The following is a 13925-nucleotide window of genomic DNA, read 5'->3' on the forward strand; positions in this document are numbered from 1 at the left end:
TTTAGCCTATTGCTCAGTCGCTATCGGTGTCGGGCCCCAGTCGGGCAGGGTGGCCAGCGCGGCGGCCAGCGCCGGGCCAAAGGGGTTAGCCAGGTCGGTGGCCAGCGGTTCGGCAGGGGCCGTTGCCTCCTGTTCGATACGTTCGGCGTAGCGCCGCAGCTGTTCGGCGCAGCGGGCCAGGGTCGGGTCTCCCGGCGCGGCGTTGAGCCGGTACCCTTCGGTGAGGCGGGCGATCTCCTCGGCCCGGGCGAGGGTGGCGCGCATCGGCCAGTTTTTCGCCTGGGGCCAGGGGTGGGCATACGTGCCCAGCGGTTCGGCGCGAACCCGATGGATAAGCGCTTCGCTGTCGGTGAAGGCGACAAACAGAGGGGCCAGCGGCACCGCATCGTGCGGGGCGGCGAGGCAGTCCGCCAGCCGGCGATAGAGTCCGGCGAGGCGCGATTTCAGCTGCGGCGCTTCGCTGTCCGGCCAGAGATATAAATGGACAATGGAGGAGACCAGCACCCCGAGCAGGATACCCAGCACCCGGTCCCGCAGCTCGGTGAGGTTAGTCAGCGGACCAAACCAGCTGAGGAAGGCCAGCGCAAAGGTGAAGCCAATCTGGATCCCGGCGTAGGCGATACGCTCCGAACCGGCGGCAATCCAGGCCGCCAGCGCCAGCACTGGCAGGGACATCGCCAGCAGCCCCGACAGCGAGTCGGTCCAGGGCTGGACAAAAACGATTAACAGCAGCGCCAGCAGAGTGGCGAACAGCGCGCCGCCGATGCGCAGCCACGTCTTTTGCATCGTGGCGCCCAGCCCGGGCTGGGCGACGATCACGCAGCTCAGCATAATGGTATGCAGTCCCTGCCAGTCGGCAGCGGTATAGAAGACATAGCAGATTAGCGTCGCCAGCAGGGTCTTGAGCGCAAAATGGAGATACGCCGGGTTGCGCCAGGCGTCCGGCGCCAGCAGGGGCGGCTTCTCCACCTCGCCCTGTGGCAGAGCAACGGGCTCACCCTGGGCCAGCCGCTGCAGAAGGGCTGCCATCTCCTGCAGAACGGCGCGATTGACGCCGCGGCCGCTGAGCGCCAGCGGAGGAATAGCGCCGTCAAACGGCCCCTCGCTGAGGGCACTCTTCAGCTGCAGCACCGCCTGCGACAGCCGCAGGCGATCGTCGCTATCGGCCTCGTCCGCTTGCAGCAGCGCCGCCAGCTGGTAGCAGCGCAGGGTGGTGGCCAGCCGCGAGCGCCAGGCCTGGGGATCGGCGGCGATCTCCGGCGTCGCCCGGCTGGCCTGGGCGAACAGCGACTGCAGCTGGTTGAACTGCGCGGCGGTCTCGCCGAAGGTCGGTGGCGCTTCAGCGTCCGGGTCTGCCAGCCGGCTGGCGACCGCCTGCAGCATCTCCGCCAGACGCGCCTTAAACTGGTTGCCGGGAAAGGCCTGCTGAAAACAGGCGTTGACCAGCAGGGTGACGAGGATCGCGGTGTTAATCGCCACCCACAGCCAGAGCAGCAGCCGCACCAGGATTTCACTCTGGCTGGTCATCGACGGGAAGGTTTGGGCGTAAATCACCGCCAGCGCCACCACGAAAAAGGCCAGTCCCAGCTTGCCCAGCACCCGCATTAGATAGATGGCGCAGAAAAAGAGCGCCACGGAGGCCGCCAGGCGGATCAGCGGGTAGTCATAGGTCCACTTGATGATCAGCAGCACGCCGCCGAGCGCCACGCTGACGGTGACAAAAAAGACCACGCTGACTAACTTAATCATCAACACGTTAGGCTGGCTGACGTAGAACACGACGATCAGCGCGACGGCCAGAAAGGGGATCTGCAGGGTCATGAACAGGGTGATGAGCACCGCACAGCTCAGCGTCAGGCGCAGCGTGTAGCTGGCGCGTCCCGGTGCGTCGCGCAGTTCCTGGCGTAAAAAATGGGCGAGAGGAAACATCGCGTCGCCCGGCTACGGCTGCAGCACGGCGCTGGCCGAGGCGCCCATGCGGAACAGTTCAGGATCGGGATCGCTGACGGCGATTTTCACCGGGAAGCGCTGCGAGACGTGGACCCAGTTAATGCTTTTCTGGATCAGCGGCAGGCCTTCGATGACGCTCCCGCCTTCGGGCAGGACGCCGGAGCCGACCGAATCCACCACCCCGTTAAAGGTCCGGTTGTGGTTGGTCATCACGGTGATGCGCGCCGCCACCCCGGGGCGCACGTTGTTCAGGTCGGTTTCGCGGAAGTTAGCGATCACATACCAGCGGTCGTCATCCAGCAGGGTGAAGACTGGCTTCAGCGCCGAAGCGTACTGGCCGACGGTGGTTTTCAGCGCCACCACCACGCCGTTGAACGGCGCGCGCACTTCGGTGAATTCCAGATGCAGTTCGGCGAGGGCGATTTGCGCCAGGATCCCGGCGCGTTGCGCCACCATGGCATCCACGCCGGTCACAGCCGCCGAGGCCTGTCTGGCCTGCAGCAGCGTGGCCTCCAGCTCCGCCCGCGCCGCTTTCTCGGCGGTGCGCGCCTGATCGAGATCTTCCTGCGAGGCAAACCCCTGCGGCACCAGCGGCTCAAGGCGGATGCGCGTGGAGGTGGTCTGCTTGACCAGCGCTCTGGCGCGCTCGACGGCGGCCGCCACCGACTGGGCGTTATACTCCTGCGCTTTGATGGTGCGCTGGGTCAGCATAATCTGCGCGTCGAGGGTCGTCAGCCGCGCTTTCGCGTCATCGAGCATCGCCTGATAGGGGCGGGGGTCGATGCGGAACAGCAGATCGCCTTTTTTCACCCGCTGGTTATCGCGAATGGGCATCTCCACGATGCGCCCGCTGACCTCGGGCACCACATCGATGGTATCGGCGTAGACATAGGCGTCATTGGTCTCCGGCGACGTTTGCAACTGCCAGATAACCAGGATCAGTGCCAGGATGGCGGCCAGGACCAGCGCCAGCAGAGGCCATTTCTTGCGTAACAGGGGAGTGCGGGAAGTAGTCATAAGCGATCAGTGAACAAAAAACAGAAACCACAGCAGTGTGGCGAACAGGAACATCAGCGCGACATAGCTGAAGACCAGGGGAGAAAAGCGAGGCTGCCAGCCTTTACGGGTAATCAGGATATGGCAGGGGATCAGTAAAAACGCCCCGCCCAACAAGCAGAAAAACCAGCCGGGGAATGCGGCGCCCAGTACCGGGATCGCTGGTGAGAGTGAGCAGCCGGTCAGCGGCAAGACGAGCAGTAGCCGCGCTGGGCGGGCTATGGTGGCAATATGATTCAATGGAACATCCCTGAGTGCTCTTACCAGTGTGTCATGAGTGTAATCGCCTCGTTGCGGGAATGAAAGTCAACCGTTCGTTGACTGCGGGATCCTTGCGCGCCGGGAGAGGGGGAGGATGCGCCAAATCGCTCTCCTGACGCCCATTACCGACTTGCGCATAGTCAGCCGTCAAGCGGAGGACTATGCTTAGCCTGAAAGTCATAAAACAAGACCGAGGCAATGTCATGGATAAGGAATTACTGGAAGCCGGCTACCGGGCCTACACCGGGGAGAAAATCGACGTCTACTTTAATACGGCGATCTGTCAGCATTCCGGGAACTGCGTGCGCGGCAGCGCGAAGCTGTTCAATCTCAAGCGTAAGCCGTGGATCATCCCGGATGAAGTAGATGTCGCGACGGTGGTGAAGGTGATCGATACCTGCCCGAGCGGCGCGCTGCAATATCGTCATAAATAAGCGAGGAGAAGATGGAAATACTGGAAGGGCACAACAAATTTTATGTTAACGACGCGCAGGGTAACCAGGTCGCGGAGATTGTTTTTGTTCCCACCGGCGAACACCTCAGCATTATCGAACATACCGATGTCGATCCCAGCCTGAAAGGCCAGGGGGTGGGGAAACAGCTGGTGGCGAAGGTGGTGGAAAAAATGCGCCAGGAGCAGCGGAAGATTATTCCTCTCTGCCCGTTTGCCAAACATGAATTCGATAACACCCGTGAATACGACGATATTCGCGCCTGACGTACCGGCACCGGTGTAAACCGGTGCGCTTTTCTCTCGCCAGCGAATCCACGCCTTTAGTCACTCATCGCTTCCCCTCATGCCCGGACAAACGCCGACCGTGAGTTTGCTGATGAACGAGGCGGCTGCCTGTGCGGAAAGCGAGGGGCCAGATGCGGGTGATATTCCACCAGCTTTTTCACCCCCGCCAGCCGCTGAGCGTAGAGCGTTTTCTGGCTCAATCCGAGACGTTGCGACTGCTCGCCTATCGTCTGCCCTTGCAGCAGGGCGAGGAGCGCTTTGAGCTCGGCATGACTTAATCCGGCGGCCCGTTTTCGGTGGATCAGGGCGGCTTCACTGGCAAGGCGTTCAAGCCGCGGCGCGTTCTTCAGCCGATGGATCAATTGCGCGCAGGGGAGGTCGGCAGGAGCGGCATGGACGTTGCGCAAACGATCCGGATGGCTCATCTGATAAAGCAGCGTTCGCCACAGCCAGATGGCCGGGCTGCGGCTAAGCATCAGCATCGGCAACGGGCGTGATGCCTGGTCGAGCAGCCTGGCCGCCTGGCGCAGTGTGGTGAGCATCCACAGTGGATCGTCAGGAAGAAAGACCACGATCCGCTTCACCGCGGCCAGCTCCCGCAGAGAGACGCCCTCCAACGGCAGCATGACGGGCCGCTTCCCCGCGTTGTGCATCAGCTGGCTCAACCCACGGGCGGCCAGCGAGCAGGGAGAAAGGATGTACTCGGTCATCATTGATAGACAAAGGTAATGCCGATGATCGACTGCACGTTGCCGGCGGTTACCTGGCCTGTGGTCCGGGCGTAGGTCGCCGTCAGGCCGAGATTGACCGGCGAGGTTCCGACGGTGCCCAGTGAGACCGTGCTGTTCGCCGGCACGGCGCTGCCGTTGCGGGTAAGCTGGACGCCTATCCCTTGCGCCGGCGAGGCGGAGGCGGTGTTAGTGAAGATCGCGTTAGCGCTGTCCGCGGTGGCGCCGGAGAGGTAATACCCCAGCTGTTGGCTCTGCGCGCAGTGCACGGTGAGCGGCACGGCCATGGAGCCCGGGTAGTCGGGGAGGGTGACGGTGACATCGCGGGCGGAGACATCGCAGCCGCCGGTGGGGACCACCACGTCGTTATTGGCGTAGATATTCCAGATGAACTGGAAGGAGTCGCTATTGTAGTTGTTGGTCTGATGCAGGATCAGCATCGCGATTAACGATCCTGCGGTGATCGCCACCCCGCCGGCGGTGCTGACCGGCGTCAGATACAGGACGGCCGGCCAGGGCTTATCGGTCCGGGAATCGTAAATCACCCGCGCCGTTTCCGTGGTGGTCGGGAAGGGGTAAGAGGTGCCATTATATTTCACGGTGCCAGAGAAACTCGACAGCACACCGCCATAGGCGGATCCGCGCTGCAGGGTCACGTAGTCAGTGATCGTTTCCGGATAGTCGTTATGGCAAAAAATCTGCGTGGAGAGGTCGACCACCAGGTTTTGCCCGACGTTGACCGCCGGGGTCAGGTTAACGTAGACGTTGGCTGAGCCGCCGCCGATGGGGATCGTCGCGCCGGTGGCTGTTTTGCAGGCGAAGGACCAGGCGTTCATCGACCAGCCCAACAGCAGCAGGGTGGTGAATAAAGGGATAATTTTTTTCATCATGATGCTCTCCTGGCTCAGGCGTAGGTATAGGTCACGTTAATCACCGCCTGTATGGTGCCTTGCGTGGCACCGCCGTTGACCGACAGGGCCCTGACCTGCAACGGGAAGCGGGCGGACTGGCTGGCCTCATCCACCTGTACCGACTGGCTGCTGCCATTGTTCAGCGTGGTGCCATCCTCGCTCTGCAATTCGAGCTGAATATTGCCCGCCGTCCCCTGGTTTTTGTAATAGCCGGTGCTGTCCGCCGTTCCGCTGAAGGTGGCCTTCACCCGTGAGGTACCGACGGGGCAGTTGCTGAGATCCAGCGCCACGCTGTGCCAGGCCGATGCCGAGCCTGCGCCAATCAGGCTGAAGGTGTAGAGATCGCCCAGCTCGACGGTGGCATTGACGGTGGAGACCGTGCAGGGTCTGGCCACCACCTTCCCGTTGACGGTAAGGGTGACGTCGGCCGACCGCAGGGAAGGGCTCGCGGTTAACAGGCCGGCCAGCAGCCAGCCCACGTGGGTCCATTTCATTTCAGCCTCCACTTACTGAAATTCCAGGGTGAATGTTGCTGTCGCATTGACATGCCCGGCGGTGACGGGCACCTGCGTGGCCATCAGACGGGCGTAAAAGTTCAGGATGTTGGTCTGGCCCGGCGTCAGCGTGGTCCAGGCGATGGCTGACGACGGGGCATTGACAGGCAGCCGGGACTGCTGCTGGTCGAGAATGTCCACCCCCATTCCCGCCGCCGCCGAGGCGCCGGCGTCAAGTTTTAACAGGCTGGTATTGACGCTGTCCGCCACGCCGGTGAAGCCGACCTTCACCGCGGTGACGGAAGTGCCGCAGGGCGATAGCACGATACGGAACGGCACCGGCGGGGTCGTCGCCCCGACGGCGTAAAACTGCTTCGCGGCGTTGTCTTGCAAATCGACGGTGAAATCCTTCGACTCTCCGGCCACCGCGCAAGCGTTGTCGCGCACATAGCCGCTGATGGCGATCGTGCTGTCGGCAGCGAAGGCCAGCGGCGCGAACAGAGCGAGCAGGGCGCTCAGCAGAAACTGCGGTGTTCTCATCATCATCTCCTTAGCGACACGCGACGGACAGCTGGCTGAGCGACTGCTGCTGGCTCTCCGGCGGCAGACGATAATCGGCCACGCACTGGGCGTCCGGGCCATCGCCCCATTTCACCCGCACCTTGCCCGCCAGCGGCATCCCGCTGAGGTAGACCTGACCGTTATCCGCGACGATGCTGCCGCTCTGGTTGCTGTCGCTGGTGGCGAGGGCGCCAAACGGCACCGGTTTGCCGCGATGGGTCAGCGTCATCAGAATCTTCATTCCCACCTGGGCGTTAAAGCTGGCGCGGACGATCGCCCCATGGGTAGGCACCACGCTGACCACTGCATCGTCAAGATCGACATTGTCGGCCAGGGTATTGGTGTCCAGCGCGACCCGGTTTTCGCGATACTCGGTGGCATACGGCAGGACGGCATACCCGCGCCAGTCGGTGCGCACCCCGGTCTGATTTTCTACCTTCACGCCGCCGGCGCCGGGGGCTTTCACCAGCACTACGGTATCGTTCAGCGGCTGGCTCAGGGTGATGCCGTTGGCGTGCGCCAGCACGCCGCCGCTGACCCCGTAGTAGAGCTGTTTGAAACCATCGCTGCGGCTGTAGCCGACGTTGGCGTTGCCGTAGCCGCCGCGGTAGTTGAGCGCGGTATAGCCGGTGCTGCCGCTGTCGCCGTTGCCGCCGCCCGCATAGCCGGTCTGTACGCTATAGCTGAGGTTATTGTCTTCCAGCAGGGTGCCGTACAGGCCCGCCAGATTGGTCATGCGGCCATTGAGATCGTGCGACAGGCTGTAGCTGGCGCTGGCGTGCCGCCAGACCGAACGGCTATCGGAACGCAGCCAGTGGCTGAAGGGGATATTGACGTTGACCGCCAGCATCTGATCGCGCCCCTGCTGCCAGGCATTTTTCGTCAGGCTGTAGCTTAGCGACCAGTTGATATCGTCTACGGCGGCGTTGAGGCCGGCCTGCAGTTGCTCATCGGCATCGTCGGTGCCCCAGTAGGTCTGGTGGCTGCCGCTCAGATAGAGGGTGGCGGTGCGCCCCAGCTGTTGGGTCACGCTCAGCTGCACCTTACCGCGCTTGCTGTAAGCCAGATTGTAGTAGTCGGTAAATTTGGGTTTCACCTGGATAACCCCGTCCTGGGTTTCCACGCTGTAGCCGCTCATCCGGCGGTAGGTGGTATCGGCAAAGTTATAGTAGCCGCGGGTGGAGTAGCGGTAGCCCACCAGCTGCAGGTTGGTGCCGGTCTCATCCAGTGACTTGTTATAGAGAAAACGCACCGACTGTCCCTGATGCTCGCTGTCGTCAGGCAGGGTGGCGTTGGCCTGGGTGATATCCAGCGATAAGGCGCCGAAATAGCCCATGTTTTTCCCCACCCCGAGGTTAAAGGCGCGATAGCGGTCCGCCAGCTGGGTGCCGCCGTACAGGGTCCAGCCGGCCGGCAGGCCATGCATGGCCGTGCTCTGGAAAAAATCGGGCGTTTCCTGTTGGTTGTTGCCGCTGCGGTACTCCCCGGCGGTGAGGGCGAAGCGGGTATGGCCTTCGCGCTGCAGCACCGGCACCGTTGACCAGGGCACGCTGAAGACCTGGCGGGTGCCATCCGCTTCTTTAATGGTGACCTGCAGATCGCCGCCGTTGCCCGCGGCGTAGAGATCGTCGATGGTAAACGGCCCCGGCGGCACCGTGCTCTGGTAGATTTCGTAGCCGTTTTGTTTGACTGACACCTGCGCGGTGCCGCGGGCGATCCCGTGGATCACCGGCGCGAAGCCTTTCTGGCTGTCCGGCAGCATATTGTCATCCGAGGCCAGCTGCGCGCCGCGGAAGTTGATCCCGTCGAAGACATCGCCGTTGGTGAAGCTATCCCCGAGGGTAAGCCGCGAGCGCAGGGAAATGATGTCCCGCTCAAGCCAGCTGTTGACATGCTGCCAGCGGTTCTCATTGGATGACGCGCTGCCGCCGCTGCTGTAACTCCAGGTGCTGTTATCGCGCAGGCGCCAGGCGCCGAAATTCAGGCCGCTCTGCAGATTCAGATAGGCGTAACGGCTGTTGCCCCCGGTGGTGTTATGGACGTTATTACCGGTGAAGTTATAGTTAATCAGCCCGGCGGTGATGCCGTTATCCCATAGCTCCGGCGGGATATACCCGCGGGCGTGGCTGCCCATAAACGCCTGGGGTACGGTGAGATACAGGCGCTGTTGGCCGACATCGAAGCGGGTGGTGGCTTCGCTGATGAGCGTCGTTAGCGGCACGCAGGCTGTACTGTCCAGGGCCGCCATGCCCGTCACCCGTCCGGTATCCACCCCCATGCTCGCCAGCTGGCCGCGGGTCAGGCAGGGCGACAGGCCATGGCCCTGCGCATCGGCCTGGAAAGTGACGTCCCGGGTGGTCATATAGCCGTTATTGAGATAAATATCGACGCGATAGGTGCCCGGCGGGACCTCCTGGCCTTTTTCAAATCCCGACAGGTCTGCCACCGCCGCCGGATCGTCAGCTAAAAAGCGGGGGTTAAAATAGAGGTCCGCCTGCGCGGCGAACGGCTGTGAGCAGAGCCACAGCGTCAGCGCCGGCGTAATCAGGCGCCGGGCGCTTCGGCGACCCCCATGGTCCAGTCCATATTTTCGATGTGACATAATCCCTCCGGTCCGACGTTGCCCGGCTGTCAGTGCTTCTGGTCATGCGCAGCGTGGCCCGCGCGGCGGGGCACACCAGATTTAACGCAGTACGCCATTCATTTTCGGCGTCAGCGCGCCGTAATCGTTAATGGTGCGATAGGTGATGGTGTTGCCGGCATCCGCGGGCAGCTTGACGCTGGTTTTACCCATCGGCGGCACCAGGGCGTTTTCCAGAATGCGCGTTCCGGCGTTCAGTTCGGTCACCGTCAGGTAATAAGGGGTTGGATTCGTCAGCGTTAGCGACGATCCGTTGCGGCTAAAGGTCAGCTTGTCCGCCGCCTGATCCGGGGGCAGGGTCAGTTTTGCCGGTCGGTAGTAGAGCTTGATGCGGCTGATAATCGCCAACTGGAGGGTGTTGTCGCTGAGCTTCGATTTATCCATTGAGGGAATAGCCTTCACGTTCATCCAGAACAGGCTTTCCCGATCCTGCGGCAGCTGGTTATTGGTCGCATCGATAATGCGCAGGGTATTCTCTTTTTTGCCCTGCATGGCAAACAGCGGGGGAGTGATAACAAACCGGCCGTCTCGCTGCCCATCGGCATTTTCCACCCATGACTGAATAAGCCAGGTGCTGTTGTCGTCGTTATTGGTCACCGCCAGCTGGACCTGTTTCTGACCCGCCGGGTAGATGACCCGGGTCGCGCCCAGCGCGACGCCCGCGTGCGCGCTGGCGCTCAACGCGCCGGCGGCGAAAAGCACACATCCCGTCAGTATGCCGCGTATCGTCGTTGCTGTTTTTCTCACATTATCTCCTTGTCTGCTCACGGTGTTGTCCTGCTGGTCTGCGGGTTGATTACTGATAGGTTAATGAGAACCAGGCCTGGGCGTTGGCCGCGCCGCCGGTGACCTGGCGTCCGGTCGCCCGATATTTGGCGACGAAATTTAGCGTCGTCGGTCCGCGGTAGAGCGGCACCCAGCGATCCGGCGGACGATTGAGAGGCAGCTGCTGGCCGTGACCGTCGAACAGCGCGATGCCGATCCCGCTGGCGATCCCCGGGCCTTCACCCACCGACAGCACGTCGGGGTTTTTGCCGTCAGCCACGCCGTGAAATGCCACCCCGACATGCTGGCTGACTGCCGTACTGCAATCCTGTAAATGAATCGTGAAAGGGATCGGGTTGCTGTCTTCGCCCACGTCGTGAAATCGGTTACTGCTGATCTGTCCCAGATTGACCGTCATCTGCCGATCGCCGGCTTCGACGCGGCAGGAACTGGCCATGATCAGGCCCTGAAAGCGCATGCTGCCCCCCGGCAGCGTGACGTTCCACTGATTACCGGCCAGCGCCAGCGGAGGCAGTAGCAGTAGCAGACCCGATTTCATTCCCTGCATCGTTTCACCCCGGTTGCAAAATTAAGCGCGGGCCCTCCTGGCCCGGATGGCTTCCTTGCCTGATGTTTGCCTTACTCGTACTGCACTTTGAAGGTGGCGTCAGCGTTCGCGATACCGGCGGTCGCGGCGCCAGTGGCGTAGTAACGCGCCTGGAACGGAATGATGTTGGTGCCGTCATTCAGCGTGGTGGCTGCGCTGAAGGTGGCGCCGTCCAGCGCCAGCGGCGTGCCGGTGTTGTCGAGGATCTGCACGCCGACGTTGGTCGCGCTGCCGGCGGCAGAGTTTTGCAGCGCCAGAACGGTGGTATTGCTGCTGTCGATGGCCGTACCGGCGAAGGCGACGGACGCTTTGGTTGCTACCGTGGTGTCGCAATCATCCAGCTGAATGTTGAAACCAACGGACGAACTGGTGCTCCCCGCCGTGGCCAGCTTCGCGGAACGCACCTGGCCCAACTGGACGGTTTGATCGATAGAGCCGGCATCCACCGCACAGGCCGCGTTAACGACTTCCCCTTTAAAATGGACGGTCCCGCCGTTAACCGTGGTGGTATCGGCCAGGGCCGCCGCGGAGCTCAGAGACAGGGCTGACACAACAATCATTGCCAGTGTTTTGATTTTCATACTGTTTTCCTTTGAACGATGTCGAAATAACGAACCGGATTGGCAGCCGTTGTGCCTTCCAGGCATTTCAGATTTCAGCCGAGTGGTCTGGCTGCCGGCTCTGCACAGTTTTCGCCCAACCGATGAGACAATTGGGGCCATTTTGACTCGTTGAGATAAACGATCTGTTCGTTGTTTAATCTTGCCTGTTTTACGGTATTAAAATCTGTTTAATGTGGTTTTATTGGTTATTTAATCTGGTGATGTTAGCGAGAGTGCGAAAGGAAGAGAGATACCGCTGGCGAAGGCGCGCCAATGCAACGGGAGGGCAGGGTGGGGAAAAGTGCGTAATTGACGCTTTAAAAATATATTAAAAACATGTAGTTAATAATTTTTCTGCAGAAATATGGCGTGGTGAGTTGCAAAATATGTCAAAACATTTTTATGATATAAACAGTTTGGCCCCAATTGACCTGTTCACGGTTTATTTTTTTAATTAAATTCAATCAGTTGTATCAACTCCCGATTCTGCAATGCTTTCTCCAATAAGATTATTTCTTTCCCATATTCCAGCGAAACGCGCCGCATTGCTGGCGGTGTAGCGTACCGTGTGTCGAATATTACGATGACCGAGGTAATCCTGGATCAAACGGGTATCTGTACCTCTTTCCGCCAGTTCGTAGCCGCAGGCGTGACGCAGCATATGGGGGTGGGTCTGCGTCACGGTACCCGCCTTTTCCCCGGCGGAGCGAATAATACGATACGCCTGCTGGCGTGAGAGCGGGGTCCCGCGACGGGAGATAAAAAGCGCGTCGGTTTTGGCCGCCGCTTTCCAGCCGGCGCGGACCTGACTCCAGCGCTCAATGGCCTCACGTTCATCAAAGCGCAGCGGGTGAATAGTTGAAAAACCGTTCTTCAACCGCCGCACATTGACCCGGCCTTCCCGTAGATCCAGATCGTGATAGTGCAGATCCAGCAGTTCGCTGATGCGCATCCCGTGGCGAAAGGCGAGAAGGATGAGGCAGTAGTCCCGCTCGCCGGTGGCGCCCTGACGCGCGGCCTGCATCATAGCCTGAACTTCTTTGGCGGTAAGAAAACGACGTCGGTTCACAATAATTACTCCTGAAAAAGAGGTGAGGGGTCGTCATGGCGAAACCATACGCCATGACGGAAAAGATCCGTAATGTAAGAACGGTACAAGGTGAAGGCGATTAACCACGTATAGATAGCATATTATATTTACAGCCAGTCAAAATATCGCCTGGCGATAATTCTTAATTTTAGAGATTTTAAGCAAGGTCACAATAGAACTGCTCGGGTTTTATAGCATGTGCATAAAATAAAAGGGATTTTTCACTCGGTAGATTTTAAAAAATAGCGGGATGGATTTTTAGCCAACAATAAAGAATCACGGCAAAACCGGAATTAATACAGGGTCAATTTAACGATGAGACCGCAGGATTAAATAAGAACTTGCGGGAACAGTAATCATAATTAACTGAGGGTTAATTTATTGCTATTTAATTTCCCCGCAACGCGGTACAACGCCATCCGTGGCGTCAGGCTTACTGAAGCAGCGACAGGCGCTGTTTGTCGCGCGTATTGTCCCAGATACCATAGAAGCGTCCCGCATTGCTGGCGGTATACCAGACGGTATGGCGAATATTGCGGTGTCCGAGATAGTCCTGGATCAGACGGGTATCGATACCCATATTGGCCAGCGCAAAGCCACAGGAGTGGCGCAGCATGTGCGGGTGGATCTCCAGCGGCAATCCCGCCTGGTCGCCAGAGGAGGCGATAATTTGATAAAACTGCTGGCGGGAAAGGGGATTGCCTTTGCGGGAGAGAAATAGCCACTCGCTGGCGGCCTGCGGCCAGGTGTTGCGAATGGCCAGCCAGCGCTTTAGGGCGTGGATCTCTTTATTCAGCAAAGGGTGGGTGGTCGAAAACCCCTTTTTTAGCCGATGGATATAAACGCAGCGGGAAGCAAGGTCGATATCGGATATTCTCAGGCGACAGATCTCGCTGGCGCGCAGACCATGGATGAAGCATAGCAGCGTCAGGCAATAATTACGTGCGGCATAGGGACCGCTATCGGCGGCTTTAAGTAGCGACTCGATTTCATTCTGAGTCAGGAAGTTCCTTTTTTTTATCTCGGCGTTATTCGTCATAGTGTTCCCTTTTATGGCAGGCAAATATTACGCTTTCCAGGCCTGCGTCAGGTCATTGTTAAATGCGACTGCCTTTTTATTTTTTAACAGCGTGCTGATAACGTTTTTATTTGCTACGGGAGCATGCGGTATCATGGGCTATCGCCATCCCCAGCGATAAGACGCCGTATGCTGAAGGGTAAAGAAAGGGTTAGCTGGTTGAACTGGCGAATCTTTCCTGGAGGTTTCCACGTCCTGTACATCCCTGATCCTCTTGATGATGCCCGCTTGATGATGAAGGCACTGGCTTCCGGCCACGGCAAGGCGGCCATCAATGCCGTCATGATTTATTTCCCGGCTGTCGGGGCGGCACGGCGTCAGCCAGCCGGCCTCCCGTATCTCAGCGACGGGAATGGCATGAGTAATTTCTCAGACAGAATACAACCTTGAACCGTCTGGATAGCATTCACTGCAAAACTACAACAGAGATTAAACCATACTG

General features: G+C 59.8%; 15 protein-coding genes and 1 pseudogene. 3 read left to right on the forward strand and 13 right to left on the reverse strand.

Going from position 1 to position 13925, the window contains the following annotated elements; genetic code table 11:
• Window positions 1–6: 6 nt before the first annotated feature.
• Genes mdtO through ACQUTP_RS13225 form a run of 3 tightly spaced genes read right to left on the reverse strand, consistent with a single transcriptional unit; the run spans window position 7 to window position 3246 of the window.
• Window positions 7–1929 carry a multidrug efflux transporter permease subunit MdtO gene (mdtO, locus tag ACQUTP_RS13215; protein ID WP_285756298.1) on the reverse strand — a complete coding sequence of 641 codons (1923 nt, stop codon included), beginning with the start codon at window positions 1927–1929 and terminating at the stop codon, window positions 7–9.
• 12 nt (window positions 1930–1941) lie between these two features.
• Window positions 1942–2967, reverse strand: coding sequence for a multidrug transporter subunit MdtN (gene mdtN, locus ACQUTP_RS13220; RefSeq protein WP_023319101.1), 1026 nt, complete (start codon window positions 2965–2967; stop codon window positions 1942–1944).
• A 6-nt stretch (window positions 2968–2973) separates the two neighbouring features.
• A complete protein-coding gene (locus ACQUTP_RS13225) occupies window positions 2974–3246 on the reverse strand; it encodes a YtcA family lipoprotein (protein WP_004205353.1) in 273 nt (90 codons plus the stop codon).
• Between the two features lie 224 nt (window positions 3247–3470).
• Here ACQUTP_RS13225 and yjdI point away from each other — a divergent pair, with 224 nt between their 5' ends.
• A complete protein-coding gene (gene yjdI / locus ACQUTP_RS13230; RefSeq protein ID WP_004205354.1) occupies window positions 3471–3701 on the forward strand; it encodes a 4Fe-4S mono-cluster protein YjdI in 231 nt (76 codons plus the stop codon).
• Window positions 3702–3712: 11 nt separating this feature from the next.
• A complete protein-coding gene (locus ACQUTP_RS13235) occupies window positions 3713–3985 on the forward strand; it encodes a GNAT family N-acetyltransferase (RefSeq protein WP_002916201.1) in 273 nt (90 codons plus the stop codon).
• A gap of 89 nt (window positions 3986–4074) precedes the next feature.
• Here ACQUTP_RS13235 and ACQUTP_RS13240 read toward each other — a convergent pair.
• From ACQUTP_RS13240 to fimB, 10 genes and pseudogenes are all read right to left on the reverse strand, one after another.
• A pseudogene (locus ACQUTP_RS13240) lies at window positions 4075–4719 on the reverse strand (EAL domain-containing protein); the annotation flags it as partial.
• Window positions 4716–5621, reverse strand: coding sequence for a fimbrial protein (locus ACQUTP_RS13245; protein ID WP_109938305.1), 906 nt, complete (start codon window positions 5619–5621; stop codon window positions 4716–4718). The gene ACQUTP_RS13245 and the pseudogene ACQUTP_RS13240, both read right to left, overlap by 4 nt.
• 17 nt (window positions 5622–5638) lie before the next feature.
• A complete protein-coding gene (locus ACQUTP_RS13250) occupies window positions 5639–6124 on the reverse strand; it encodes a fimbrial protein (protein ID WP_072500825.1) in 486 nt (161 codons plus the stop codon).
• A 27-nt stretch (window positions 6125–6151) separates the two neighbouring features.
• Window positions 6152–6679 carry a fimbrial protein gene (locus ACQUTP_RS13255; RefSeq protein ID WP_004205358.1) on the reverse strand — a complete coding sequence of 176 codons (528 nt, stop codon included), beginning with the start codon at window positions 6677–6679 and terminating at the stop codon, window positions 6152–6154.
• A gap of 10 nt (window positions 6680–6689) precedes the next feature.
• Window positions 6690–9302 carry a fimbrial biogenesis usher protein gene (locus ACQUTP_RS13260; protein ID WP_285756301.1) on the reverse strand — a complete coding sequence of 871 codons (2613 nt, stop codon included), beginning with the start codon at window positions 9300–9302 and terminating at the stop codon, window positions 6690–6692.
• Between the two features lie 81 nt (window positions 9303–9383).
• The gene (locus ACQUTP_RS13265; protein WP_369707419.1) at window positions 9384–10067 is read right to left on the reverse strand and encodes a fimbria/pilus periplasmic chaperone; all 684 of its coding nucleotides are present in this window, start codon (window positions 10065–10067) and stop codon (window positions 9384–9386) included.
• Window positions 10068–10137: 70 nt separating this feature from the next.
• Window positions 10138–10674, reverse strand: coding sequence for a fimbrial protein (locus tag ACQUTP_RS13270; protein ID WP_109938283.1), 537 nt, complete (start codon window positions 10672–10674; stop codon window positions 10138–10140).
• Between the two features lie 71 nt (window positions 10675–10745).
• A complete protein-coding gene (gene fimA, locus ACQUTP_RS13275; RefSeq protein ID WP_004205364.1) occupies window positions 10746–11294 on the reverse strand; it encodes a type 1 fimbrial major subunit FimA in 549 nt (182 codons plus the stop codon).
• Window positions 11295–11775: 481 nt separating this feature from the next.
• Window positions 11776–12384, reverse strand: coding sequence for a type 1 fimbria switch DNA invertase FimE (gene fimE, locus ACQUTP_RS13280; protein ID WP_004205365.1), 609 nt, complete (start codon window positions 12382–12384; stop codon window positions 11776–11778).
• Between the two features lie 454 nt (window positions 12385–12838).
• Window positions 12839–13444 carry a type 1 fimbria switch DNA invertase FimB gene (gene fimB / locus ACQUTP_RS13285; protein WP_004205366.1) on the reverse strand — a complete coding sequence of 202 codons (606 nt, stop codon included), beginning with the start codon at window positions 13442–13444 and terminating at the stop codon, window positions 12839–12841.
• 168 nt (window positions 13445–13612) lie between these two features.
• Between fimB and ACQUTP_RS13290 the strand changes: the two genes are divergently transcribed.
• Window positions 13613–13873: a hypothetical protein gene (locus ACQUTP_RS13290; protein ID WP_004205367.1), complete on the forward strand. Its 261-nt coding sequence runs from the start codon at window positions 13613–13615 to the stop codon at window positions 13871–13873.
• Window positions 13874–13925 lie beyond the last annotated feature (52 nt).

The organism is Klebsiella sp. 2-CIP_Kleb. (assembly GCF_050378715.1).
GTDB lineage: Bacteria > Pseudomonadota > Gammaproteobacteria > Enterobacterales > Enterobacteriaceae > Klebsiella > Klebsiella quasipneumoniae.

Bases quoted from the DNA above. Each gene is read 5' to 3' on its own strand.
- yjdI (WP_004205354.1), top strand. From the start codon at position 3,471: ATGGATAAGGAATTACTGGAAGCCGGCTACCGGGCCTACACCGGGGAG.
- mdtN (WP_023319101.1), bottom strand. From the start codon at position 2,967: ATGACTACTTCCCGCACTCCCCTGTTACGCAAGAAATGGCCTCTGCTG.
- ACQUTP_RS13245 (WP_109938305.1), bottom strand. From the start codon at position 5,621: ATGAAAAAAATTATCCCTTTATTCACCACCCTGCTGCTGTTGGGCTGG.
- ACQUTP_RS13255 (WP_004205358.1), bottom strand. From the start codon at position 6,679: ATGAGAACACCGCAGTTTCTGCTGAGCGCCCTGCTCGCTCTGTTCGCG.
- ACQUTP_RS13270 (WP_109938283.1), bottom strand. From the start codon at position 10,674: ATGCAGGGAATGAAATCGGGTCTGCTACTGCTACTGCCTCCGCTGGCG.
- fimB (WP_004205366.1), bottom strand. From the start codon at position 13,444: ATGACGAATAACGCCGAGATAAAAAAAAGGAACTTCCTGACTCAGAAT.
- fimA (WP_004205364.1), bottom strand. From the start codon at position 11,294: ATGAAAATCAAAACACTGGCAATGATTGTTGTGTCAGCCCTGTCTCTG.
- ACQUTP_RS13235 (WP_002916201.1), top strand. From the start codon at position 3,713: ATGGAAATACTGGAAGGGCACAACAAATTTTATGTTAACGACGCGCAG.
- ACQUTP_RS13260 (WP_285756301.1), bottom strand. From the start codon at position 9,302: ATGTCACATCGAAAATATGGACTGGACCATGGGGGTCGCCGAAGCGCC.
- mdtO (WP_285756298.1), bottom strand. From the start codon at position 1,929: ATGTTTCCTCTCGCCCATTTTTTACGCCAGGAACTGCGCGACGCACCG.
- ACQUTP_RS13290 (WP_004205367.1), top strand. From the start codon at position 13,613: ATGCTGAAGGGTAAAGAAAGGGTTAGCTGGTTGAACTGGCGAATCTTT.